The following is a 22,592-nucleotide window of genomic DNA, read 5'->3' as shown; positions in this document are numbered from 1 at the left end:
CTACCCTCGCGGCACGTGAAACGTTTTTCAAATGAGGGAGAGGCACCGGCTCCGGACGGACCGTCATGGAAAAACCGGTGAACCTGCACACCGTTCACCGTCCGGGCAGTGAAAGTCCCGGTCGTGACCGTGGTTGTCCCGCCCCACGCCCTTTGCGTGCCGCCGCGACGGCGGAGCGCGTGAAGGAAAGGGTGTGTTCGGTGAGCGGATCGCGACGCCGGTGAAGCCGCTCGTGGCGGCCGGTGGCGGGTGACTGGCAGGGCTGCCCCGCTCATGCTTCGATCCGGGGGCCGTCCTCGACATCGCTTCCTTGAAAGGAACCGCGCGACATGAACTCCGCCCCCCGCATCGACACCACCGAGATCCACGACACGGACCTCGACAGCATCTCCGGTGGCGTGGCCGTCGCGGCCGCCGTCGGTCTCCACGTCGAGGCCGGACCGCTCGCCGTGTGCGCCGACGTCGACGCGTTCGCCTCGCTCGAGGGCGTCGCGGCGAACGCGAAGGCGTCCGCTTTCGTCGCCTGAACCGGCACACCGCGCCCGACGGGCCCCGGATCCGTGGATCCGGGGCCCGTTGACGGTCCATGCTGTCGGCTGCGCCGGCCTGGCGGGCCCGACGGCCTAAGCCGCGCTCCGCCGAGGTCAGAGCGCCGCCGGATACGTCGGGTACTCGACGCCGGACACGTGCTGGACGACGCGGATGACCTGGCAGGAGTAGCCGAACTCGTTGTCGTACCAGAGGTAGAGGATCGCGTTGTCGCCGTCGACCTTGGTGGCGCCGGCGTCGACGATCGAGGCGTGGCGGGAGCCGATGAAGTCGCTGGAGACCGCGTCGGGGGCCGTCGTGAAGTCGATCTGGCGCTTGAGCGGCGAGGTCAGCGAGACGTTCCTGAGGTGGTCGAGGACCTCCTCTCGGGTTGTCTCGCGGCCCAGCCGCAGACTCAGGATCGCGATGGAGACGTCCGGCACCGGCACCCGGATCGAGCTGCCGGTGATCGGCGCATCGAGGTCGGGCAGCGCCTTGGCCACGGCGGAGGCGGCGCCCGTCTCCGTGATGACCATGTTGAGCGCAGCCGAGCGGCCCCGGCGGTCGGCCTTGTGGTGGTTGTCCAGCAGGTTCTGGTCGTTGGTGAACGAGTGGACCGTCTCGACGTGGCCGCGCAGCACGCCGTACTCGTCGTCCATCGCCTTCAGCGGCGGCACGATCGCGTTGGTGGTGCAGGACGCGCAGGACAGGATCTGCTCGTCCGGCTTGATCGTGTCGTGGTTGACGCCGTGCACGATGTTGGGGACGTCGCCCTTGCCCGGCGCGGTCAGCACGACCTTGTCGATACCGGGGCGCAGATGCTGGGCCAGGCCCTCGCGGTCGCGCCACTTGCCGGTGTTGTCGATGAGGATGGCGTCCTTGATGCCGTACGCCGTGTAGTCGACCTCGGACGGGTCGTTCGCGTGGATCACCTTGATGGTGTTGCCGTTGGCGATGATCGCGCCCTGGGACTCGTCGACGGTGATCGTGCCCTGGAACTGGCCGTGGATGGAGTCCCGGCGCAGCAGCGAGGCCCGCTTGACGAGGTCCTCGGAGGCTCGCCCGCCGCCGCGGACGACGATGGCACGCAGCCGCAGACCGTTGCCGGAGCCCGCCTTCTCGATCAGCAGCCGGGCCACCAGGCGGCCGATGCGTCCGAAGCCGTACAGGACGACGTCCCGCGGCTCACGGCGCTCGATCTTGTTGCCGCCCGTCGCGCCGGCCACGGCGTCGGCGGTGAACTCCGCCACCGACAGGCCGCGGTCGTCGGTCTGGTAGATCTCGGCGAGCCGGCCGATGTCGATCTGCGAGGGGCCGAGGTCCAGCGCGGTGAGCGCCTGGACGAACGGCAGGGTGTCGGTGACGGAGAGCTCCGCACCGGCGATCTGCCGGGCGAACCGGTGGGTCTTGAGGATGCTGACCACCGACTTGTTCACCAGGGAACGGCTGTGCAGCAGAACGGTGACGTCCCGCTCCCGGTGCAGCCTCCCGATCATCGGGATCATCGATTCCGCGATCTCCTCGCGGTTCTTCCAGTCGGTGAACGAGTCGTCCTTGACAGTCACAGAATTCTCTTTCGAGCTAGGCAGCGCTCATATGCTAACCCTCTGGTGTTCTGATCGATCGGCGGGGTGTCGCAGTTCACGGCCCCAGGAGCCGGGGCGGTGCGGCGTCCGGAACCGGCCGCAGCAGCGAGGGGTGTGCGTCGGCCACCCGCTCCTTCGTGAACGCGGCCATGATCCTGCGGGCCTGGAGCGGATCCGCGGGGAGCGCGTGCGCCGCGAACCAGCGGGCGGCTGCCGGGTCGGGGGAGGGTTCGACGAACTCCGCGCCCGCGTAGTCGTCCAGCGGCGGATCGTAGAGGTAGCCGCAGACCACGTCGTGCCGCACCAGCCGCTGGACCAGGGCGTCGCGGTCCTGGACCAGCAGCGGCACCCGGAAGAGCGGCAGGGGGCCGTCGTGCACGGTCCGCTCCCGCAGCGCCGGTGACGCCCACGGGGTGCCCGCCAGCAGGGCGACCCCGGCCCTGCGCCGGGTGAGGTCCTCGTCGAGGCGGGCCATCCGCAGCTTCAGCTGGCCCCGGACCAGCGCGCCGTGCCGGGAGCGGTAGCCGTGCAGGTCGACCCGCACCCACGGCTCGTACGCCGTCAGGCTCGGCGCCTCCCGCGCGGACGCGGTGAGCCGCGGTGCGTGCAGGGCCATCCGGAACGCGTCCCGTTCCATCAGCCCCAGCCGTTCCATGGTCCGCCACACCGGGCGCACCAGATGGAGCGACCGTACGGCGGACCGGGCCAGCGGGCGGAGCGTCGTGGTGATGTCCTGGCGCAGCCTGCCGGGGGTCAGGAGATCGTCCCGCAGCAGTTCCAGCTCCCGGCGCGTGCGCGCGTTCTCGACGGCGAGGAATCCGCCCGCCATCCCCGCCACGTGCTTGGACAGGCTGAACGCCGCCGCCCTGCCGAAGGTCCCGATGGGCTGCCCGTCCACATGGCTGCCGATCGCATGCGCCGCGTCCTCGAACAGCGGGATCCCCAACTGCTCGCAGCGGCGCCGCAGTTCGAGGACCCGGTCGGGAACGCCGTACAGGTTGGCCGTCAGGACGGCGTCCACGCCGTGCCAGGTCGGCTCCGGCACGGCGGCCGGGTCGATGTTGCCGTCCCACGCGGACACCGGGGCCAGCACGGGCCGCAGGCCGGCCGCGAGGACCACGAAGAGGATCACGTCGTCGGTCACCGGTGACATGAGCACGCGCCCGCCCGGCCGGCACCAGCGCCGGAACGCCAGGTACAGGGCCAGCCGGGCCGAGGGCGTGTACACGCACTCGCGTCCCAGTCGCCGTGTCATCGTCGCGGCCAGCCGTGAGCCGTAGGGCATCGGCACCCCTTGTGTCGATGGTCCGGAGAAGGTCCGGAGGAGGACGGTGCAGGGGAGAGCGGCACACCCGCGTCCCTGGGGCGAGGGGGTGCTTCGGGCGAACCGTCAGGGCGGTTCCAGGGCGTCGCGGGCGAACCGGCAGGGCGGTGCGAAGGTGCCCCGCAGGTGGACCGAGCAGGTGCGCTCAGCTCGCCATCGGGCCCGCCTTGCCGGAGTCCGGGGAGTGTGCGGACGTGCGCAGCGTGCCGACGGTCCTCAGGAGGCGGTCGGCGGGCTCGCGCAGGGCCGGGTGGGCGTTGACCGTGTTGCGCAGGCCCCGCACCGGGCGGCGCCACAGGCGGTGCGCCGTGGCGACCGGATGGGGGCGGGAGGCGAATCCTTCCGCCACACGCAGCTCACGGGTCTTGAGCCAGTCCTTCCACTCCTTGTCGCCGCGCCCCATGTCCATGAGCCGCGCCCCGCGCCGGCCCGCCGCCTCGGCCATCCGCAGGTGCATGATCAGGCCGGGGGAGTAGTAGCTCAACTCGGGGTCGTACGCGGTGAACCAGGGCGCGAACACCGTGCGCGAGGTCGGTCCGAAGTGGGCGGCGACCGGCCGGTCGCCGGCGTACACGACCGACAGCAGACCGGTGAAGTGCTCCTCGCGGACCTGGAACAGGTCCTCCACCAGGCCCACGATCCACGGCCGCGCGAACCGGTCCATCCGGCCCGTCCTGCGGTACTGGCCCGACTTCCACTGCATCAGGGTGCGCAGCACCCGCGGGTCCCGCTCGTCGAACACGAACCGCATCTCGCCCAGGTCGCGGGCGAGCCGGCGTTCCTTCTTGAGCGTCGTCTTGGCCAGCCCCGGGTACGCGCCGCGCAGCCATTCCGGGTAGTCGTCGCTGCCGACCTTCAGATCGATCACCGGAGAGGCGAACGTCCCCGTGACATACGGCGCGAACGGCCGCTGCTCCTCGACGAGGTGGTCGAACTCGAACACCGAGAGCCGGCAGGCCTTGAGCAGGGCCCGCGTCTCCCAGGTGACCCCGGGACGGTGCACGAGGCCCTGGCAGTCGGAGAGGCCGAGCCCGATGGCCCGGCCGACACCGAAGGAGGTGCGTTCGTACGGGAGGAAGCCCACGGCCTCACCACGCTGGTGCAGGACCGCCACCCGGGCGCCGCCGCGGTGTCTGCCGATGCCGGCCGCGAACTCCGGTGCCAGGAACGGGTTCGCATAGTCCTGGGACTCATCCATCGCCCGGTGCCAGGCCGTGCGGAGCGAGGTGCCGAGCTGTTCGGGTCTGTGGATCGATATGTCCGTGTCACTGCTCATGGATCGCATGGGCGACCGCTCCCCCCAATTCCCCCCACGACGCGGCATCCGCGTCCCGCCGAACGAAATGTCGGCAAGGACCAAACGTCGCCAACCAGTACGCATGCTGTCAAGGGTGTCTGCCGTAACGGAAGAGTGCGGATCGGATACTCCTGGTTCCCGCGGCCGGTCAACCCAGCAGCCGTCGTTCCTTGGCGACCGCCACCGCGCCCGCCCGGGTCTCGACGCCCAACTTGCCGTAGATCCGGCCCAGATGGGTCTTGACGGTCGCCTCGCTGATGAACAGGGCGCGGGCGATCTCCCGGTTGCCGAGGCCGAGGGCGAGCTGCGCGAGGATGTCCTGCTCGCGTGCCGACAGACCCGGGCGCGGGCTGCGCAACCGGGTCAGCAGCCGGTCGGCCACCGGGGCGGAGAGCGTGCCGCGGCCGGTCGCGGCGTCGCGGATCGCCGTGAACAACTCCTCGGGCTGTTCGGCCTTCAGCAGATAGCCGGTGGCGCCCGCCTCGATGGCCCGGGTGATGTCGGCGTCGGTGTCGAACATGGTCAGCACCAGGACGCGAGGGCCCTGCGCCCCGCGGGCGGTCAGCATCCGGGTGGCCGTCACGCCGTCCATCCCGCCGTCGAGTTGAAGATCCATCAGTACGACGTCGGGGTTCAGATGGGCCGCCATGGCGAGCGCCTCCTCGCCGGTGGCCGCCTCCCCGACGACGTCGATGCCGCCGGCGCTGGAGAGCAGGGCGCGCAGACCGGCGCGGACGACTGCATGGTCGTCGCAGAGCAGGAGCCGGACGGGGGAGGAGGGCTGCGACGTACTCACAGGGCGGGCTCCTCGACCGTGAACGGGACGGCGACCGACACCACGGTCCCCTCTCCCGGAGTGGACTCCACGGTGAGGGTGCCGCCCGCCTGGCGGGCCCGGATCCGCATGGCGGGGAGTCCGTGCCCACGCGGCGACACGGGCCGGGGACGCCCGGGCCCGCCGGTCTCGAAGCCCCGCCCGTTGTCGGCGACGTCCAGCGACACCTGATCGTCCAGCCAGGTCAGCGTGAGCGCGGCCCTGGTCGCCGCCGCGTGCTCCCGTACGTTTGCCAGCGCACCCTGGGCGATGCGCAGGAGCGCCGCCGCGACGCGCTCCGGCAGCGGGCCCGGCGCCCCGTCGAGCCGGAACTCCACGGTCAGCCCCGGGCCGTTCTCGCGCCGGACGAGTTCCCCGAGCGCCTGTGCCAGGGAGCGTTCCGTGAGGTCGGCCGGGGCCAGGTCGTGCACGAAACGGCGAGCCTCGGTGAGGCTGTGCGAGGTGATCTCGGCCGCCGCCAGGGCGTGTTCCCGGGCCGCCGCCGGGTCGGTGTCCCATACCCGCTCGGCGGCCTGGAGCAGCATCCGCTGACTGGACAGTCCCTGCGCGAGGGTGTCGTGGATCTCCGCGGACAGCCGCTGACGTTCCGCCAGGACACCGGCCCGCCGTTCGGTGACGGCGAGTTCGCGCCGGGTGCGCACCAGATCCTCGATCAGGAGCCGCTGCCGGGCGCCCTGGCGCTGGAGGTGCACGAGTACGGCGGTGGCGACCGCGGCGACGGCGGGCGGGGCCACGACCATGTTGGGGTTGAGCGGTCCGTCGGCCACCCGTATCTCGGAGAGCACGACCAGCGCGGTGAGCACGGCCGCCGAGGGCACCGCGATCCTCGGCGGCAGCGCGTGCAGCCCGGCGAACAACAGGGGCATCACACACCAGGTGGCGCTCGGCGTGACGACGAGCAGGAGGACCCAGACGGTGGTGATCGAGCCCAGCCAGACCAGATGACGCCGGGTGGGCGGCAGCCCCGGGCGGGGCGGCGGGGCCAGCAGCTGCCCGAGTACGTAGAGCAGACAGAAGAAGGCGAACAGCGCCACCACCGGCCCGGTCGGCGCTCCGCCCTGGTCGCGGCTCAGGAAGCGGACGAACGACGAGCCCAGCAGCAGGAAGAACGCGCCGTGCACGACCGCGCCCAGCCAGCGCTCGTCCGGATCGGTGTGGTTCATGTTCCGTGTCTATCGCCGGGGCCGAGGGGCCGCATCAACCGATCGGCCGACATGGCGGTCACCCGAACCTCCTCGCGGCACCAGCCGGTCGACCGAGCCGGAGTCCGGGCTTCCGCACCGAGGCTGGCAGGAGAGCGACGACCTCCGAAAGGCCTCAGGATGCCAGCCAAGAACCTCACCGCCAACCGTGCCGCCCTCGGCCACCGCGTCGGCTACGCCCTGCGCCATCCCGACCGCGTGCCCCGCCACCTGGTCCGCGTGGCCCGCGACCTGTGGCTCGGCCACCGCCACCCGGACCACGTCTCCTACTACCGGGCCGTGATGCGCTCCGACACCCGCGCCGATCCGGACGCGGCCGTCGGCAGCCGCAACCGGGAACGCTGGATGGCGCTCGGGGCCATGCAGTTCGACTACCTGCTCGGCCACGGCCTGCGCCCCGAGCACCGGATGCTGGAGATCGGCTGCGGCAACCTGCGCGGGGGCTGGCGGTTCATCCGCCATCTGGAGCCGGGCCGCTACCACGGGATCGACATCTCGCCCGACATCCTCTTCGCCGCCCAGGACACGATCGTCGAGATGGGGCTGGAGAAGCGGCTGCCGAACCTGACCCCGGTCCGCGACCTCACCCTTCGGTTCCTGCCCGACGCCCACTTCGACGTCGTGCACGCGCACAGTGTCTTCTCGCACTCGCCGCTCCCGGTGATCGAGGAGTGTCTGGCCCACGTCGGCCGGGTGCTCGCCCCCGGCGGCTGGTTCGACTTCACCTTCGACCGCACCGAGGGCGAGGAGCACCAGGTGCTCCGGGAGGACTTCTACTACCGGGCCGACACGCTCGTCGCCCTCGCCGAGCGGCACGGTCTGCTGGCCCGGTTCATGGACGACTGGGAGGAACTCCCGCACGGCCAGTCCAAGATCAGGGTGACCCACGGTGTGCCGCGGCCTCAGTGACGGGATCTCGCCGGGCCGTCGTCCTTGGTCCCGCGTACGGGTCTCGCGGCCGACGTGGCGGGCCGCGCCTGCAAGAGCCACAGTTTCCCGTCGACGTCGAAGGTGAACTCCAGGTCCAGCGGCCCTGCGAAGACCCGCTCGGCCTTCTTCGCCAGTGACACGAGCCGGGCGATCCGCCGGTGGGGCAGCAGCCGCTGCCCGGCCGGTTCGGCTGGTTCCGTCCGCACCAGCCGGGCGAAGCGGGTCAGCTCGTAGCGCACGCCCCGCGTGCCGCCGTCGACCGGGCGGTCGGGTCCGCCGTGCACCACGGTCACCAGGATCCGGTCGGTGAGACCCGTGAGCGGGTCGGCGGTGGACAGCACTCCGCTGACGGCCGCCCGCAGCATCGGCTGCACCAGCACCGCCGTTCCGTCGTCCGGCGGTGTGCCTTCCGGCGGCTGCGCGTGCCGCGCCGAGTCCAGTACGGCCCGCACGGCGTCCTGGAACGCCTCCCAGCCGCGTACGTCGGGCACCGGGCCGGAGCGGCCGGCCGTCGAGGTCTCCTCGGTGTCCTCGTGAGCGGAGGAGGATCTGACGACCAGGGCCTCCGCGATGTCGTCGAGGACCTGCCAGACACCGCGCACGGCTTCCGCACCGGCGGGTGCGCCGGGCGCGCGGTCGGCCGGCACCAGCACGAATCCCGGCGGCACGGGAAGCCCGGCCACGGCGGACCGGGCCAGGTCGGCGGCCTCGGCGCCCGTGACGGCCGGGTTCTTCGCCTGTTCCGTGTCGAGCGCCACCACGGCGAGCTGCGCCAGCGGATTTCCCATGAACTGCTCCCCGAATCCTGTCATCTCCATTACTTGAGTCAGGCAAGCATATTTGAGTTACTTGAGTCAAGCAAATAAATGGTATGCGCGGTGTGCCGATAACGGCTCGGGGTCTTGTTAGGACAATCGCCGGGGATCTAGGGTCGTCTCCGGGGAGCAAGCGCTTTCCCCGCACGTCAGCGTCCCCGCACCGGACGCCCGAGGAGGACCGTATGCCCCGTCCAGCCCGCCGCCGCGCAGCCGTGGTCGGCACCGGCGCCATCGTCAGCGGCAGCCATCTGCCCGCGCTCAGGGCCCACGCAGAGCGGGTGGAACTGGTCGCCGCCGTGGACGTGGACCAGGGCAGGCTCGACGCCTTCCAGGAGCTCGCCGGCGACGGGGTCGCCGGGTACACCTCGATGGACGAGATGCTGGACGCCGTACGCCCCGACCTGGTCCTCATCGGCACCCCGCCGTCGCTGCACCGGGACCAGACCGTGGCCGCGCTCAAGGCGGGCGCCTGGGTGCTGTGCGAGAAGCCGCTGACGCTGTCGCTCGCCGAGTACGACGAGATCGCGGCGGCAGAGGAGGCATCCGGGGCCTACGCCTCCGTCGTCTTCCAGCACCGCTACGGCTCCGGCGCCGTCCACGCGCGCGAACTCCTCACGAGCGGCGAGCTCGGCGCGCCCCGGGTCGCGCACTGCCAGACCACCTGGCACCGGGACGCCGCCTACTACGCCGTACCGTGGCGCGGGACCTGGGCCAGTGAGGGCGGCGGCCCGACCATGGGGCACGGCATCCACCAGTACGACCTTCTCCTGCACCTGCTCGGCCCGTGGGCGGAGATCCGCGCCATGGCGGCCCGGCTGGTCCACGACACCGAGAGCGAGGACGTCTCCACGGCCCTCGTCCGGTTCGAGAACGGCGCCCTCGCCACCGTCGTCAACAGTGTGCTGTCACCCGACGAGGTGAGCCGCATCCGCATCGACTGCGCCGACGCGACGGTCGAACTCACCCACCTGTACGGCCATCGCAACGAGGACTGGACCTACACCCCCGCCCCCCATGTCGCCGCAGAACGCGCCGACGCCTGGCGCACGCCCGCCTCCGACGTACCCAGTTCGCACACGTCCCAGCTCGGCACGCTCCTCGACGCGTACGACAACGGTGTCAGGCCTCCCGGCAGCGGTACCGACGCGCGTGCCACCCTCGAGTTCGCCGCCGCGCTCTACAAGTCGGCGTTCACGGGGCAGCCCGTGCACGCCGGTGAGGTCGCGCCCGGCGACCCCTTCTACCCGGCCATGCACGGCGACCACCCCCACTGGGCCCCCAAGGAGCGCGCATGAGCATCCGCGTCAGCCACGTCCACGGCGAACACATCGCCGTCGAGGCGGCGAACGGCACGGAGATCCTCCGCTACGTCTACCGACCCGACCCCGAGGCCTTCGAGGCCAGGAAGCCGTACGCCCACCCGGTGCGCACCCTCGCCGGGAACACGGTGACCGGCTACCGGCCCAACGACCACCGCTGGCACAAGGGCCTGCAGATGACGGCCAGCCATCTGTCCGGGCAGAACTTCTGGGGCGGCAACTGCTATGTCCACGGGCAGGGTTATCTGCCCCTGCCGGAGCGCGTCGGCTCGATGCGGCACGACGGCTTCCCCGTGCTCGCGGTCGACGACGACCGCCTCACCTTCGCCGAGGAGCTCACCTGGGTGGAGAACGGCGGCACCGAGTGGGCGCGCGAAGTCCGCGGCATCACCGTCCACTCGGTCGACGAGGAGTCCGGCTCCTGGGCCCTGGACTGGTCGATCCGCCTCACCAACACCCGCGACGAACCCCTCGCCTTCGGCTCCCCGACCACCGCGGGCCGTGAGATGGCCGGCTATACCGGACTCCAGTGGCGCGGCCCCCGCGACTTCACCGGCGGGACGGTCTTCGCCCCGGACACGGAGGCCGACGCGGACAAGCTGATGGGCAGCCAGAGCCCCTGGCTGGCCTTCACCACCGAGCACGACGACGTGGACGCGCACTCCACGCTCGTCTTCGCGCACGCCCCCGAGAACCTGGACGCGAACAGCGCGATCCACGAGTCGCACTGGTTCGTGCGCTCCGAGCCCTTCCCGACGGTCGCCTACTCGTGGGCGTTCTTCGAGGCGTTCGAACTGCCGCCGGGGGAGTCCTTCGAGTACCGCTACCGGCTGGTCGTCGCAGACGGCGCCTGGGACACCGAACGGGTCGGTGACCACCTGAAGGGGCTCCCGTGGTGACCGGGCCGGAGCTTCCCCGCCCGCTGCCCGGCGCCGTCGGGCTGTCCCACCTGAGCGCCTACGACTGGGAGGCCGCCGACGGCGTCTGCGGCGGCAGCCCGCACCTCCACCTTGTGTGTACCGAGGCGTACGTCGTCACCGGCGGCCGGGGCGCGGTGCAGACACTGAGCCCCGACGGCTACCGCGAGATCCCCCTGGAGCCGGGCTCGGTCGCCTGGTTCACGCCGGGCACCGTGCACCGCATGGTCCAGGGCGGCGACCTGCGGATCACCGTGCTGATGCAGAACAGCGGACTCCCGGAGGCCGGGGACGCCGTCTTCACCTTCCCGCCCGAGGTGCTGGCCGACCCCTCGCGGTACGCCGAGGCCGCCCAGCTCCCGCCCGGCGGGGGACCGGAGACGGCCGCGGCCGCCCGACAACGCCGGGACCTCGCCGTCGAGGGCTACCTCGGCCTGCGCGAGGCACTGGTCGCCGGGGACGACGGCCCGTACCGGGAGTTCCAGCGGGCCGCCGCCCGCCTGGTGCGGGAGAAGGTGACCGGCTGGCGCGAGCTGTGGCGGGCCGGCGCGCTGGCCACCGCCGAGCGCACCGGCGCCCAGCTCGACGCGCTGGCCTCCGGCGAACCCGCGTACCTCGGTGAGGCGACCGCCTACGAGGCGGCGCCCACCCGGCTCGGCGGCTTCGGGATGTGCGGCCGACGGGACGAGTACAACCTGCCGGGCACGACGCTGCCGTACCGCGGCGAGTGACACCGCTCGCTCTGCGAGGGGACCGCACCCCTCCTGCATACCGGCCCACACGTCTCCTTCGCGGCCACGGCGCCCAGCAGCGGTGCCTACCGGCTCTTCCTCGACTGCGAGCACGGGTGCAGGGTCCACACCGCAGCGTTCACGGTCCGGACGGGCGGGGCGGCGACAGTGGACGAGGCGCCCCACGAGCAGGCGGCCGCTGACGCCGTGTACGGCCGCCCGCCTGTCCGGCGCCGCCTCAGCCGATGCGGGCCCCTGCGCCGCCGACACGGATCCGCGGGTCGCCCGCGCGCAACGTCACCGTGAGTTCGCCGGGGCGGCCCAGATCCACACCCTGGTGCAGGGAGAGGACGGCGTCGTCGGGGACCAGGCCGAGTTCGCGGAGGTACGCGCCGAACGCGGCGGCTGCGGCGCCCGTCGCCGGATCCTCGACGACGCCGCCGACGGGGAACGGGTCACGGACGTGGAACACGGTGGCCGACTCCCGCCACGCCAACTGGACCGTGGTCAGGTCCAGTCGTTGCATCAGAGCCTCCAGACGGGCGAAGTCGTACGCCAGATCCGCCAGACGGCCACGGGTCGCCGCCGCGAGGACGAGATGGCGGGCGCCGGCGAACGCGATCCGGGGCTCAAACGCCGGGTCGAGATCCGCGGCCGGCCAGTCGAGCGCGGCCAGCGCCTCCGCGAGGTCGGCGTCGGAGATCCCCTCGATGTGCGGTTCGACGCTGGTGAGCGTGGCCCTCACCGCTCCGTCCTGCTCGGTCACCTCGACCGGTACGGTCCCGGCGGGCGTCGAGAACACCAGCTCCCCGGGGCCGATCCGCTCCGCGAGTGCGACGGCGGTCGCGACGGTGGCGTGCCCGCAGAACGGCACCTCGGCCTTGGGGCTGAAGTAACGGATGCTGAACGTACGCCCCTCCGGGCCCTCCAGACCCTTCGGCGGCGCGGTCAGGAAGGCCGACTCCGAGTACCCGAGCTCGGCGGCGATGGCCAGCATGTCACCGTCGTCCAGGGTGGCGGCGTCCAGCACGACACCGGCGGGGTTGCCGCCCTCGGGGCTGTGGGAGAAGGCGGTGTATCGCAGTACCTCGGGCCGTTGCGGGTTCGTCGTCATGCCGGCACCAACGTGGGGCGGGTCCACGGCTATTCCGCGGGGCACGCACCGAGGTTGTTTGCGGGAAACCCGGGCCGGGTCCTCAGCCGAGGGCCCGGTCCAGGTTGAACGCCGCGCTGATCAGGGCGAGATGGGTGAACGCCTGCGGGAAGTTGCCCTGTTGCTCGCCGGTGTTGCTGATCTCCTCGGCGTACAGGCCCAGATGGTTGGCGTAGGTGAGCATCTTCTCGAAGGCGAGCCGTGCCTCGTCGATCCGCCCGGCGTGCACCATCGCCTCGACGTACCAGAACGAGCAGATCGAGAACGTGCCCTCGTCGCCACGCAGCCCGTCGGGGCTGGCCAGCGGGTCGTAGCGGTAGACGAGGGAGTCCGACACCAGCTCCTGGGTGAGGGCGTCCAGCGTGGACAGCCACTTGGGGTCGGTGGGCGCGATGAACTTGGTGAGCGGCATCATCAGGACGGCCGCGTCCAGCACGTCCCCGTCCTCGTGCTGGACGAACGCCTGCCGGGTCTCGGACCAGCCGCGCTTCATGATCCGCCGGTAGATCGAGTCGCGGCACTCCCGCCAGCGGTTGAGGTCGGCGGGCAGACCGCGCCGGTTGGCCATCCGGATCGCCCGCTCGATCGCCACCCAGCACATCAGTCGTGAGTACAGGAAGTTCTTACGGCCGCCGCGGGTCTCCCAGATGCCCTCGTCGGGCTGGTCCCAGTTCCCGCACACCCACTCCACGAGGGTGCACACGTCGTCCCACTGGCCGCTGGAGATCGGCTTGGCCCACTTGTCGTAGAGGTAGATCGAGTCGATCAGGGCACCGTAGATGTCGAGTTGGAGCTGGTCGGCCGCCGCGTTGCCGACCCGGACCGGCGCGGAGCCCTGATGTCCTTCCAGATGCGGGAGTTCACGTTCCGTCAGATCGGTGCGGCCGTCGATGCCGTACATGATCTGAAGGGGCCCCGAGGGGCCGTGGCCTTCCGGGCTGACATGCCGGATGAGGAAGTCCATGAACTGCTCGGCCTCGCTGGTGAAGCCGAGCCGCAGCAGGGCGTACACACAGAAGGCGGCGTCCCGCACCCACACGTACCGGTAGTCCCAGTTGCGCTCGCCGCCCAGCTGCTCGGGCAGGCTCGTGGTCGGCGCGGCCACGATGGCACCGGTGGGCGCGTACGTGAGCAGCTTGAGGGTGAGGGCGGAGCGGTGCACCATCTCCCGCCAGCGGCCCCGGTACTTGGAGGCGGACAGCCAGTGCCGCCAGTAGGCGACCGTGCTGCTGAACTGTTCCTCGGCCTCGGTGTGCGCACACCGGCGCGGGGTCACCTCGCCGCCGACCTGGTCCAGCGCGAACACCGCCGACTCGCCCTCGGAGAGCTTGAAGTCGGCGCGTACGTCCGGCCCTTCGGGCTCCAGCGGCACGGTCGCGGTCAGCCCCAGGGACAGCTCGGGGGAGTCGAAGACCGCGACGTCCCCGACCATGCGGAGGGTGTGCGGCCGGGCGCCGTAGTCGAAGCGCGGCGCCACCCGCGTGCGGAACGGGATCGAGCCGCGGACGCACAGCACCCGGCGGATCAGCCGGTGCCGCTCGGTCTCCACCGCGCTGTCGTCGACGGGCATGAAGTCCTGGACCTCGCCCACCCCGTCCTCGGTGTAGAAGCGGGTGATCAGGACGTTGGTGTCGGGGAAGTAGAACTGCTTGGTCCGCGCGGGCACGGCCGCCGCCAGCTCGAACCGGCCGCCGCGCTCCGTGTCCAGGATCGACGCGAAGACACTCGGGGCGTCGAAGGACGGGCAGCAGTACCAGTCGATCGTCCCGTCGGTCCCGACCAGGGCCACGCTGCGCAGATCGCCGATCAGCCCGTGCTCGGCGATCGGCAGGTAGCCCGTGTCGTGCCCGCGTGATCCGCTCATCGCAGCCTCCTGCGGATCAGCCTAAGCAGGATCGGTCACGGGTGTCCTGAGAACGGCCCCCAGACCGCCAGGACCGTCCCGCCGAGCACGGTGACGCCGTACGTCACCAGGATTCACTGCACCTCACTGCGCTCGAATGCTTGATTATGCTTGAAAGGTCGCTATATCTTGCACGAACAATCAGATGGATGGAAGGTGTGGCATGACCCATGTCGAGGACGAGCTGACCAGTCAGCCGGAATGCTGGACCCGGGCGGCGACGGAAGCGGTGCGGCACACAGGCGCGCTTCCGGCGCCCGGGGAGCGGGTCGCGATCGTCGGGTGCGGCACCTCGTACTTCATGGCGCAGGCGGTGGCGGCGCTGCGGGAGGGCGCGGGGCTGGGGGAGACGGACGCCTTCGCCGCGTCCGAGTTCCCGTACGGGCGCACATACGACCGCGTCGTCGCCCTCACCCGCTCCGGTACCACGACCGAGGTCATCGACCTGCTCCGGCAGGTGAAGGGGAGCACCCGCACGACCGCCCTCACCGCCGACCCCGAGACCCCCGTCATGGCGGTGGCCGACGACGTGGTCGTCCTCGACTTCGCCGACGAAAAGTCCGTGGTCCAGACGAGGTTCGCCACCACGGCCCTGACTCTGCTCCGCGCCCACCTGGGCCTGCATCACGACAGCGTCGTCGCCGACGCCCGGACCGCCCTCGCGACACCCCTGCCCGAAGGGCTCGTCGGCTGCACCCAGTTCACCTTCCTCGGCCGGGGCTGGACGGTGGGACTGGCCAACGAGGCCGGACTGAAGATGCGCGAGGCCTCGCTCGCCTGGACCGAGGCGTACCCGGCGATGGAGTACCGGCACGGCCCCATCAGCATCACCACCCACGGCACCGCCACCTGGATGCTCGGCGAAGCGCCGGACGGCCTCGCCGAACAGGTGCGGGAGACCGGCGGGACGTGGGTGCCGGGCACCCTCGACCCCCTGGCCGAACTGGTCCGCGTGCAGCGCCTCGCGGTGGCCGTCGCGGCGGCCCGCGGCCTCGACCCGGACCAGCCCCGCCACCTCACCCGATCGGTGATCCTCGCCCGCCCCTAGGAGACGTCGTGCCCCTGGCCACCACCGCCGAACTCGTCGCCGGCGCCGCCGCCGACCACTCGGCCGTCGCCGCCTTCAACATCATCACCCTGGAACACGTCGAGGCCGTCATCGCCGGGGCCGAGCCCCTGAAGGCGCCCGTCGTCCTGCAAGTCAGCGAGAACGCCGTCAAGTTCCGCTACGGCCGCCTCCACCCGCTCGCCCGTGCCGCCGTCGCGGCGGCCGAACGAGCCGCCGTACCCGTCGCGTTGCACCTCGACCACGTCCAGAGCGACGAACTGCTCCGCCAGGCGGCCGACGCCGGTTTCAGCTCCGTGATGTACGACGCGGCCCGGCTGCCCTACGCCGAGAACCTCGCCGCCACCAGAGCCGCAGCCGACTGGGCGCACTCCCAAGGCCTTTGGATCGAGGCGGAGTTGGGCGAGGTCGGCGGGAAGAACGGCGTGCCTCCGCTGGACGCCCACGCCCCCGGGGCACGCACCGACCCCGCCGAGGCCCGCACCTTCGTCGCCGACTCCGGCGTCGACGCCCTCGCCGTGGCCATCGGCAGCACGCACGCCATGACCGAACGCAGCGCCACCCTCGACCACGACCTCCTGAAACGCCTGGCCACCACCCTGGACGTCCCCCTCGTCCTGCACGGCTCCTCCGGAGTCCGCGACGACGAACTCACCGCGGCCGTCGCGGGCGGCATCGCCAAGGTCAACGTGGGCACCGCGCTCAACATCGCCATGACGGGCGCGATCCGGGAGTTCCTGGCGGCTCACCCCGAGGCGGTCGACTCGCGGAAGTACCTGAGCGTCGGGCGGGACGCGATGGCCGAGGCGGCCCGGCGGATCATCGGGCTGCTCGGGCGGTGAGGACGGGCTGGTAGAACCCGCAGGCCGCGGGGTCATGCCAACGGACGTCGACGAAACCGGCCGCGGTCACGAACTCCGTCAGCTGTGAACGCGTCAGCGCCCAGGAGGTCGTACGGCGGACACGGACGGCCCAGTCGTCCCCGTCGCCGGGCACCAACCGGACGTACTCCTGGTCGTAGCGCTCGCCGTCCTCGTGCCAGTGCCACAACTGGACGGTGATCACCCGGCCGCCGTCGGGGCTCTCGGAGATCTGGACCGGCGCGGCGCGGGGCCTGGTCCGCCGGATCTCGTCGTAGTCCCGCACGGTGAGCACCAGCAGACCACCGTCCCGCAGCACCCGTCGCACACCCGCGAGCCAGGCGGCCACGTCCGGGCCCGTCAGCAGATGCGCCACCGAGTTGTCGGCGCAGACGACGACGTCGAAGACGTCCGGCGCGAACGGCAGCCGGCGCATGTCCGCGGCGGCCGTCGGCACCGGCACTCCGCGGGCCGCCGCCTCCGCCGTGGCACGTGCGGCGGCGACAGGACTGACATCGCTGCCGACGACCCGGTGCCCGGCGAGGGCCAGCCCGATCGCCTGGGTCCCGATCCCGCACGAACAGTCCAGGACCCGGTGAGGACCCGGACCCACACCGTCCTCCAGCAGACGCCCGAACACCGCCGCCTGACGCGCGATGCTCGCGTCCCAGTCGGCGAAGATCCGGTGGTAGTCGGGAGCCAGTGAGTCGTAGAAGGCGCGCACCGAGGGATCAGACATGCGTGCCACGGTAGCGGCTAGCGCTTCACGGCCTTCAGCACCACGAACTTCGGTCCTCCGGCGACCAGTTGACTGTTGCCGAAGAGCTTCCGCAGCTTCAGGTGGTAGCCGAGGTGACGGTTCCCGACGACCCACAGCTCGCCACCGGGCCGCAGCGCCCGGCGCGCTTCGCTGAACATCCGCCAGGCCGTCGCGTCGGTCGTGGTCTGGTGGGAGTGGAACGGCGGGTTGTTGAGGACGGTGTCGACGCTGCCGTCGGGGACGCCCGTCAGACCGTCCGCGACACGGAACTCCGCGTGTCCGGGCATGCCGTTCGCCCTGTACGTCGCCTCCGCCGAGGCCACGGCCTGGTAGGACTCGTCCACGAACAGCACCTCGGCCCCGGGGTCGGCCAGGGCCGCCGCGGTGCCGACGACGCCGTTGCCGCAGCCCAGGTCCACGATCCGGCGGGCGTCGGGGCTTTCGGGGCTGTCGGGGAGGTGCTGGAGGAAGAAGCGGGTGCCGATGTCGAGCCGGTCGGCGCAGAAGACACCCGCGTGGTTGACGACAGGCCGCCCGGAGACGGCACCGATGCCGTCCGGAAGCGTGTAGCCGTACGGCCAGGGGTTGGCGGGCGGCGCCGGCGACGGCTGCGGCTCACAGAAGATCAGCCGGGCCTTCTTCTCGGCGAGCGAGGTGCGGGTCGGCCCGAGGATCCGCTCGAACAACCGGAGCGTCGAGGTGTGGATGTCCTTCACCATGCCGGTCCCGACGACGACCGTGCCCTCGTGCACCGCGGCCGCCAGCCGCGACAGCTGGTCCTCCAGCAGGGCCAGGCTCTTCGGCACCCGCACCAGCAGGACGTCGACGCGGCCGGGCGGCGGGTCCTGTGTGGAGAGCAACTGGACCGTGCCCGGTTCGACGCCGGCGCGCGCGAGGTTCGCCCGGGTCGCCTCCTGGCTGAGGAACGAGTCGGAGATCTGGACCGGCCGGTGCGCCGCCAACGCCGTGACCAGAGCACCCCAGCGGTCCCCGACCACCACGACCGCGCCGGTCAGGGGCACATCCTCGGCCGCGAGGTGCCTGACCAGATACTCGTCGGAGGCGTCCCAGGCGCGCAGCCGATCACGCGGGTCGTCGGGGAAGCGGGTGAGCGCGAGTTCGCCCCAGGGGGTCGTCATACGGTCGTCCATCGTGGGCCCAGGCTATCGGAGTCGCAGCTCAGGCCCGCTCGGGCAGGATGGAACCCATGGATGCCGAGCTGTTCCCCAGGCCCCGGACGGAGGTCGCGCCGGGCGCGGTGCACCTCCCGGACTGGCTGGACCCGCACCGGCAGCGCGAGCTGGTGGCGGCCTGCCGCGAGTGGGCGCGCCCACCGGCCGGACTGCGCACGGTCCGCACCCCGGGCGGCGGCACGATGACGGCCCGGCAGGTGTGCCTGGGCCGGCACTGGTACCCGTACGGCTACGCCCTCACGGTCACCGACGGCGACGGCGCACCGGTGAAGCCCTTCCCCCACTGGCTGGGCGAACTGGGCCGGGAAGCGGTACGCGACACCCTCGGCCCGCAGCAGGCGCCGTACGACATCGCACTGGTCAACTTCTACGACGGCGACGCCCGCATGGGCATGCACCGCGACAGCGACGAGAGGTCGGACGCGCCCGTGGTGTCCCTGAGCCTCGGCGACACCTGCGTCTTCCGCTTCGGCAACACCGAGACCCGGACCAGGCCGTACACCGACGTCGAGCTGCGCAGCGGAGACCTGTTCGTGTTCGGCGGCCCGTCCAGACTCGCGTACCACGGGGTACCCCGCGTGCATCCGGGTACCGCGCCGCCCGAGTTGGGGCTGACGGGACGGCTGAACATCACGCTGCGGGTCAGTGGCCTGTAGCCCGTGCCGCCAACGGATCATGGGAGACTCGCCCTCATGAGCGGCAAGGCGGACCCCCGGCCGGCGGGGGAAGGGACCACCTCGAGGGCGCGGTTGGACCGGGGGCGCGGCGCGCTCGGACCCGCTCTGGAACTCGTGCACACCGGACGCGCGCCCACCCGGGCCGTACTCACCGCCGAACTCGGCGTGACGCGGGCCACAGCCGGGGCGGTCGCCGCCGAGCTGGAGGCGCTCGGCCTGATCCGCGTCGACGCACGGCCCACCGCGGCCGCCGGTTCCCAGGGCCGGCCCTCGCACCGCCTCGCGGTCGCCGAGGAGGGCCCCGTCGTCCTGGCCGCACAGGTGCACGCCGACGGTTTCCGGGCGGCCCTGGTCGGTCTGGGCGGCCGTATCGTCGCCACCGCACCCGGCTGCGAGACCGTCGACGCCGATCCGGCCAAGGTCCTCGGCTCCGTCGTGGAGGCGGGCGCCGACCTGCTGCGCACGACCGGCAGGCGCTGCGTCGGCGCCGGACTCGCCGTACCCTCCGCCGTCGCCGAACCCGAAGGGCTCGCCCTCAACCCCCTCCACCTGGCATGGCCCGCGGGCGCCCCCGTCCGCCGCATCTTCGACGACTGCGTGCGCGCCGCCGGCATCACCGGACCGGCCTTCGCGGGCAACGACGTCAACCTCGCCGCGCTCGCCGAGCACCGGCACGGCGCGGGTCGCGGCGCCCGGGACCTGCTGTGCGTGGCGACCGGCCACCGGGGCGTGGGCGGCGCGCTGGTGCTCGACGGGCGCCTGCACACCGGCAGTTCGGGCCTGGCGCTGGAAGTCGGGCACCTCACCGTCAACCCCGAGGGCCGCCCCTGCTACTGCGGCAGCCGCGGCTGCCTGGACGTCGAGGCCGACCCGCTCGCGTTCCTCACGGCCACGGGACTCGCGCCGGGCCCCGAGCTGTCCCTGCTCCAGCAGGCCAACGACCTCGTCCGCAACCACTACGACGACCCCGCCGTGCGTGCGGCCACCGAGGCACTGATCGACCGCCTGGGCCTCGGGCTCGCCGGCTTGGTGAACATCCTCAACCCGGACCGGATCATCCTCGGCGGCCTCCACCGCACCCTCCTGGACGCCGACCCGGAGCGCCTGCGCGCGGTCGTCGCCGAGCGCAGCCTGTGGGGACAGAGCGGCGGCGTCCCCATCCTGGCCTGCACCCTCGACCACAACAGCCTGGTGGGGGCGGCCGAGTTGGCGTGGCAGCCGGTGCTGGACGACCCGCTGGGGTCACTGACCCGTGCCTGAACTGCTGACGGCGGCGGGACTCCGTCTGGTCGAGGTCGCCCCACCGACCGTCCCGGCCGAGCAGCGAGCGGCCATGAACCGCGCGTGGGACGACGCCGTCCTGGCCAACCCGGCCCTCTTCGACGGCCCGGTGGTGCTCTGCGCGGGGCTTGCGCGTGACGCCGGTGAGGACCTGGTCGTCTCCTGGTCCCGCACCACCTACCGCTACTTCGCCCTGCGCCGGGTCCCGGGTGCGACCCCTCTGCGGTCCCTCTTCGTGAGCGTGGTGCAGCCGACGCACGACGGGCGCGTGCTCGTGGGCCGCATGTCGGCGTCCACCGCGGCGCCCGGCCGCTGGCAGTTCCCCGGCGGATCGGTGGAGCCGCCCACCGGCGACGAGCCGCTCGACGAGCCCGCGCTGCGCCGCCACGCGGCGGTCGAGCTGGCCGAGGAGACGGGCGTCGGCATCCCGGCCGCAGCGCTCACCCGGTGTCTGGTCACCCACGGCGAGGACGGCCAGGTCGGTGTCCACTATCTGGCGCCGCCCCTGCCCGCGTCCCGCCTCCACGAACGGTTCACGGCGCTCGTGGCCGCCGAGACGGCACGGGGACGAGTCCCGGAGTTCGACCGGATCGCCCTCGTCGGCTCCCCGGCCGACCTGCCGGACCTCGTCGGCCCCCACGTGCTCTACCTGGAACCCGTGCTCGCCTGGAGGAACCGCCGAGTAGGCTCGTGACATGCGGATCTCCGTCTCCTCGGACATGGACGAAGCTGTGGCGCGCGCCCTCGTCGACGAGCTGCGCGCGCGGGGCCACGACGTGGCTGTGCACGGCGCCCTGAGTCCCGGCGACGACCCGCAGTGGGCCGTCTGCTCCGAGGCCGCGGCCCGTCAGGTGGCCGCGGGGACGGCCGACCAGGCCGTCGTGTGCTGCTGGACCGGTACCGGCGCCTCGATCGCGGCGAACAAGGTTCCCGGCGTACGGGCCGCCCTGTGCACGGACGCGTACACGGCCGACGGGGCTCGCCGCTGGAACGACGCCAACGTCCTGGCCCTCAGCCTCCGCCTCACCTCCGAGCCCCTGCTCAAGGAGATCCTCGACGCCTGGTTCGCCGCGGAGGCGAGCGAGGACGCCGAGGACCGCGAGAACGTGGCCCGGGTGGGACGCCTGGACGCCGGCCGGGCCCAGTTTCCGCAAGCGCGCCCGGTCAGGCGCTGAGCGCGCCCGCCACCGTCAGCTCCTCGCGGTCGATCAGCCGGCGCACCGACTCCAGTACGGCGGTCTCCGGCTCGTACCGCGGCGCATAGCCGATGAGGGTCCTGGCCTTCTCGATGCTGAGGCACTGGCTGCGGGAGAGGTGCTCCCAGCTCGCCTCGGCGTGCTCGGGGGCCGTGGTCTTTCGGAACTGTTCCCAGGTCACCGGCTCCAGTGAAGCGGTCCGGCCGAACCAGCCGGCTGCCACGTGAGCGAACCCGCGGACGTTGAGCGCGGTGGGGGCGACGACGTTGAAGTCCTCACCGGCCGCCGCGTCCCGGTGCTCCATCGCCCGTTCGAAGGCCTGGGCCACGTCGTCGGCGTGCACATGGTGCATCAGCTCGACGCCGCTGCCCGGGATCTGAAGCGTCCTGCCCGCCGAGAGCGCGTACCAGACCGCGGGGTCGAGGTTTCCGAGCGGACCGATCGGCTGCCAGCCGGGACCGACGATGTGCCCGGGGTGCAGGGATGTGGTCACCAGGCCCCCGGAGGCGGACTCCTCCTTCAGCATCCGTGCGATCCGGTCCTTCTGGATGCCGTACTCACCGATGGGCGGAGTGCCCGTGCTCTCGGAGATCGGCAGCTTGTGGCTGGGGCCGTAGCGCCACACCGTGCCGCAGTGCAGCAGGTGTCCGACCTCGCCGCGCAGCCGCTCGACCAGCGCGGTGGCCGCCTCCAGGGTGAAGCAGACCAGGTCGACCACGACATCCGGGTTCAGCGCGGCCACCCTGTCGCCGAAGGTGCCCTCGGCGTCCTCCCGGTCCCGGTCGGCGGTGACCTGGCGCACCTGCCGCCACTCGGGGGCGTCGATGTAGGCGGTGCGGGTGCCACGGCTGATGTTGGTCACTTCGTGGCCCGCCCGCACCAGCCGGGGGACCAGGAAGGTGCCGATGTGCCCGCTTCCGCCGATGACGACGACTCGCATGCGTATCCCCTCAGTGCCGGGCGGGACGGTTGCGCCACGCTCGAAGGCCGGTCGCTCAAGCACATCCTGCCCCAGC

22 protein-coding genes are annotated in these 22,592 nt (G+C 72.1%); 11 read left to right on the top strand and 11 right to left on the bottom strand.

All coding sequences use genetic code 11. From position 1 onward, the window contains the following. Positions 1–329 precede the first annotated feature (329 nt). Positions 330–527, top strand: a complete 198-nt coding sequence (locus ACZ48Z_RS06280; protein ID WP_468734624.1) for a hypothetical protein — start codon at positions 330–332, stop codon at positions 525–527. A gap of 117 nt (positions 528–644) precedes the next feature. Here the strand turns inward: ACZ48Z_RS06280 and ACZ48Z_RS06275 are convergent, their stop codons facing one another. From ACZ48Z_RS06275 to ACZ48Z_RS06255, 5 genes are all read right to left on the bottom strand, one after another. Further along, complete coding sequence (locus tag ACZ48Z_RS06275; RefSeq protein WP_468734623.1) at positions 645–2,093, bottom strand: glyceraldehyde-3-phosphate dehydrogenase; 1,449 nt, start codon at positions 2,091–2,093, stop codon at positions 645–647. A gap of 76 nt (positions 2,094–2,169) precedes the next feature. Beyond that, positions 2,170–3,399 carry a DegT/DnrJ/EryC1/StrS family aminotransferase gene (locus tag ACZ48Z_RS06270; protein ID WP_468734622.1) on the bottom strand — a complete coding sequence of 410 codons (1,230 nt, stop codon included), beginning with the start codon at positions 3,397–3,399 and terminating at the stop codon, positions 2,170–2,172. A 184-nt stretch (positions 3,400–3,583) separates the two neighbouring features. Then, a complete protein-coding gene (locus tag ACZ48Z_RS06265) occupies positions 3,584–4,723 on the bottom strand; it encodes a GNAT family N-acetyltransferase (RefSeq protein WP_468734621.1) in 1,140 nt (379 codons plus the stop codon). Positions 4,724–4,883: 160 nt separating this feature from the next. Beyond that, positions 4,884–5,531, bottom strand: a complete 648-nt coding sequence (locus ACZ48Z_RS06260; RefSeq protein ID WP_468734620.1) for a response regulator — start codon at positions 5,529–5,531, stop codon at positions 4,884–4,886. Then, entirely contained in the window at positions 5,528–6,733 is a 1,206-nt protein-coding gene (locus ACZ48Z_RS06255; protein WP_468734619.1) for a sensor histidine kinase, read from the bottom strand. The genes ACZ48Z_RS06260 and ACZ48Z_RS06255 overlap by 4 nt, the downstream gene beginning before the upstream one ends. A gap of 159 nt (positions 6,734–6,892) precedes the next feature. Here ACZ48Z_RS06255 and ACZ48Z_RS06250 point away from each other — a divergent pair, with 159 nt between their 5' ends. Next, complete coding sequence (locus ACZ48Z_RS06250; RefSeq protein WP_468734618.1) at positions 6,893–7,681, top strand: class I SAM-dependent methyltransferase; 789 nt, start codon at positions 6,893–6,895, stop codon at positions 7,679–7,681. Here the strand turns inward: ACZ48Z_RS06250 and ACZ48Z_RS06245 are convergent. Beyond that, the gene (locus ACZ48Z_RS06245) at positions 7,675–8,490 is read right to left on the bottom strand and encodes a PEP/pyruvate-binding domain-containing protein (protein WP_468734617.1); all 816 of its coding nucleotides are present in this window, start codon (positions 8,488–8,490) and stop codon (positions 7,675–7,677) included. The two genes, ACZ48Z_RS06250 and ACZ48Z_RS06245, sit on opposite strands and share 7 nt — an antisense overlap. Positions 8,491–8,702: 212 nt before the next feature. On the opposite strand from ACZ48Z_RS06245, the gene ACZ48Z_RS06240 reads away from it, so the two are divergent. The 3 genes from ACZ48Z_RS06240 to ACZ48Z_RS06230 are packed head-to-tail and all read left to right on the top strand — an operon-like array spanning position 8,703 to position 11,487. Next, on the top strand, positions 8,703–9,815 hold the full coding sequence (locus ACZ48Z_RS06240) for a Gfo/Idh/MocA family protein (protein WP_468734616.1): 1,113 nt from the start codon (positions 8,703–8,705) through the stop codon (positions 9,813–9,815). Then, complete coding sequence (locus ACZ48Z_RS06235; protein ID WP_468734615.1) at positions 9,812–10,738, top strand: DUF6807 domain-containing protein; 927 nt, start codon at positions 9,812–9,814, stop codon at positions 10,736–10,738. The genes ACZ48Z_RS06240 and ACZ48Z_RS06235 overlap by 4 nt, the downstream gene beginning before the upstream one ends. After that, positions 10,732–11,487 carry a cupin domain-containing protein gene (locus ACZ48Z_RS06230; RefSeq protein ID WP_468734614.1) on the top strand — a complete coding sequence of 252 codons (756 nt, stop codon included), beginning with the start codon at positions 10,732–10,734 and terminating at the stop codon, positions 11,485–11,487. Before ACZ48Z_RS06235 ends, ACZ48Z_RS06230 begins: the two co-directional genes overlap by 7 nt. A gap of 238 nt (positions 11,488–11,725) precedes the next feature. Here the strand turns inward: ACZ48Z_RS06230 and ACZ48Z_RS06225 are convergent, their stop codons facing one another. Together ACZ48Z_RS06225 and ACZ48Z_RS06220 are read right to left on the bottom strand one after the other, a co-directional pair. Further along, positions 11,726–12,601, bottom strand: a complete 876-nt coding sequence (locus tag ACZ48Z_RS06225; protein WP_468734613.1) for a PhzF family phenazine biosynthesis protein — start codon at positions 12,599–12,601, stop codon at positions 11,726–11,728. An 82-nt stretch (positions 12,602–12,683) separates the two neighbouring features. After that, positions 12,684–14,504 carry a glycoside hydrolase family 15 protein gene (locus ACZ48Z_RS06220; RefSeq protein ID WP_468734612.1) on the bottom strand — a complete coding sequence of 607 codons (1,821 nt, stop codon included), beginning with the start codon at positions 14,502–14,504 and terminating at the stop codon, positions 12,684–12,686. Positions 14,505–14,706: 202 nt separating this feature from the next. On the opposite strand from ACZ48Z_RS06220, the gene ACZ48Z_RS06215 reads away from it, so the two are divergent. Then, positions 14,707–15,591, top strand: a complete 885-nt coding sequence (locus ACZ48Z_RS06215; protein WP_468734611.1) for an SIS domain-containing protein — start codon at positions 14,707–14,709, stop codon at positions 15,589–15,591. A gap of 8 nt (positions 15,592–15,599) precedes the next feature. Continuing rightward, positions 15,600–16,451 carry a class II fructose-bisphosphate aldolase gene (locus ACZ48Z_RS06210; RefSeq protein ID WP_468734610.1) on the top strand — a complete coding sequence of 284 codons (852 nt, stop codon included), beginning with the start codon at positions 15,600–15,602 and terminating at the stop codon, positions 16,449–16,451. Here the strand turns inward: ACZ48Z_RS06210 and ACZ48Z_RS06205 are convergent. Both ACZ48Z_RS06205 and ACZ48Z_RS06200 read right to left on the bottom strand, forming a co-directional pair. Beyond that, complete coding sequence (locus ACZ48Z_RS06205) at positions 16,429–17,208, bottom strand: class I SAM-dependent methyltransferase (RefSeq protein WP_468734609.1); 780 nt, start codon at positions 17,206–17,208, stop codon at positions 16,429–16,431. The genes ACZ48Z_RS06210 and ACZ48Z_RS06205 overlap by 23 nt on opposite strands. Positions 17,209–17,225: 17 nt before the next feature. Next, positions 17,226–18,368, bottom strand: a complete 1,143-nt coding sequence (locus ACZ48Z_RS06200; protein ID WP_468734608.1) for a methyltransferase — start codon at positions 18,366–18,368, stop codon at positions 17,226–17,228. Positions 18,369–18,436: 68 nt separating this feature from the next. Between ACZ48Z_RS06200 and ACZ48Z_RS06195 the strand changes: the two genes are divergently transcribed. From ACZ48Z_RS06195 to ACZ48Z_RS06180, 4 genes are read left to right on the top strand one after another with little or no spacing between them, the layout of a single operon-like run. Beyond that, complete coding sequence (locus ACZ48Z_RS06195; protein WP_468734607.1) at positions 18,437–19,078, top strand: alpha-ketoglutarate-dependent dioxygenase AlkB family protein; 642 nt, start codon at positions 18,437–18,439, stop codon at positions 19,076–19,078. Between the two features lie 36 nt (positions 19,079–19,114). Next, positions 19,115–20,359: an ROK family protein gene (locus ACZ48Z_RS06190; protein WP_468734606.1), complete on the top strand. Its 1,245-nt coding sequence runs from the start codon at positions 19,115–19,117 to the stop codon at positions 20,357–20,359. Beyond that, positions 20,352–21,074 carry an NUDIX hydrolase gene (locus ACZ48Z_RS06185; RefSeq protein WP_468734605.1) on the top strand — a complete coding sequence of 241 codons (723 nt, stop codon included), beginning with the start codon at positions 20,352–20,354 and terminating at the stop codon, positions 21,072–21,074. Before ACZ48Z_RS06190 ends, ACZ48Z_RS06185 begins: the two co-directional genes overlap by 8 nt. Before the next feature lies 1 nt (position 21,075). Further along, complete coding sequence (locus tag ACZ48Z_RS06180; RefSeq protein WP_468734604.1) at positions 21,076–21,555, top strand: RpiB/LacA/LacB family sugar-phosphate isomerase; 480 nt, start codon at positions 21,076–21,078, stop codon at positions 21,553–21,555. Here ACZ48Z_RS06180 and ACZ48Z_RS06175 read toward each other — a convergent pair. Beyond that, positions 21,545–22,516: an NAD-dependent epimerase/dehydratase family protein gene (locus ACZ48Z_RS06175; protein WP_468734603.1), complete on the bottom strand. Its 972-nt coding sequence runs from the start codon at positions 22,514–22,516 to the stop codon at positions 21,545–21,547. The two genes, ACZ48Z_RS06180 and ACZ48Z_RS06175, sit on opposite strands and share 11 nt — an antisense overlap. Positions 22,517–22,592: the final 76 nt, after the last annotated feature.

The sequence above is a fragment of the Streptomyces sp. NPDC031225 genome, assembly GCF_055570355.1.
The sequence above is the reverse complement of the archived record's forward strand: the minus strand, read 5'-3'. Positions and strand labels throughout refer to the sequence as shown.

What these genes read in the sequence shown, in the direction of transcription:
- ACZ48Z_RS06235 (WP_468734615.1), top strand. Translation starts at nt 9,812, where the DNA reads ATGAGCATCCGCGTCAGCCACGTCCACGGCGAACACATCGCCGTCGAG.
- ACZ48Z_RS06250 (WP_468734618.1), top strand. Translation starts at nt 6,893, where the DNA reads ATGCCAGCCAAGAACCTCACCGCCAACCGTGCCGCCCTCGGCCACCGC.
- ACZ48Z_RS06200 (WP_468734608.1), bottom strand. Translation starts at nt 18,368, where the DNA reads ATGACGACCCCCTGGGGCGAACTCGCGCTCACCCGCTTCCCCGACGAC.
- ACZ48Z_RS06240 (WP_468734616.1), top strand. Translation starts at nt 8,703, where the DNA reads ATGCCCCGTCCAGCCCGCCGCCGCGCAGCCGTGGTCGGCACCGGCGCC.
- ACZ48Z_RS06255 (WP_468734619.1), bottom strand. Translation starts at nt 6,733, where the DNA reads ATGAACCACACCGATCCGGACGAGCGCTGGCTGGGCGCGGTCGTGCAC.
- ACZ48Z_RS06270 (WP_468734622.1), bottom strand. Translation starts at nt 3,399, where the DNA reads ATGCCCTACGGCTCACGGCTGGCCGCGACGATGACACGGCGACTGGGA.
- ACZ48Z_RS06195 (WP_468734607.1), top strand. Translation starts at nt 18,437, where the DNA reads ATGGATGCCGAGCTGTTCCCCAGGCCCCGGACGGAGGTCGCGCCGGGC.
- ACZ48Z_RS06220 (WP_468734612.1), bottom strand. Translation starts at nt 14,504, where the DNA reads ATGAGCGGATCACGCGGGCACGACACGGGCTACCTGCCGATCGCCGAG.
- ACZ48Z_RS06180 (WP_468734604.1), top strand. Translation starts at nt 21,076, where the DNA reads ATGCGGATCTCCGTCTCCTCGGACATGGACGAAGCTGTGGCGCGCGCC.
- ACZ48Z_RS06205 (WP_468734609.1), bottom strand. Translation starts at nt 17,208, where the DNA reads ATGTCTGATCCCTCGGTGCGCGCCTTCTACGACTCACTGGCTCCCGAC.
- ACZ48Z_RS06245 (WP_468734617.1), bottom strand. Translation starts at nt 8,490, where the DNA reads ATGGGAAATCCGCTGGCGCAGCTCGCCGTGGTGGCGCTCGACACGGAA.
- ACZ48Z_RS06265 (WP_468734621.1), bottom strand. Translation starts at nt 4,723, where the DNA reads ATGCGATCCATGAGCAGTGACACGGACATATCGATCCACAGACCCGAA.
- ACZ48Z_RS06225 (WP_468734613.1), bottom strand. Translation starts at nt 12,601, where the DNA reads ATGACGACGAACCCGCAACGGCCCGAGGTACTGCGATACACCGCCTTC.
- ACZ48Z_RS06280 (WP_468734624.1), top strand. Translation starts at nt 330, where the DNA reads ATGAACTCCGCCCCCCGCATCGACACCACCGAGATCCACGACACGGAC.
- ACZ48Z_RS06190 (WP_468734606.1), top strand. Translation starts at nt 19,115, where the DNA reads ATGAGCGGCAAGGCGGACCCCCGGCCGGCGGGGGAAGGGACCACCTCG.
- ACZ48Z_RS06215 (WP_468734611.1), top strand. Translation starts at nt 14,707, where the DNA reads ATGACCCATGTCGAGGACGAGCTGACCAGTCAGCCGGAATGCTGGACC.
- ACZ48Z_RS06175 (WP_468734603.1), bottom strand. Translation starts at nt 22,516, where the DNA reads ATGCGAGTCGTCGTCATCGGCGGAAGCGGGCACATCGGCACCTTCCTG.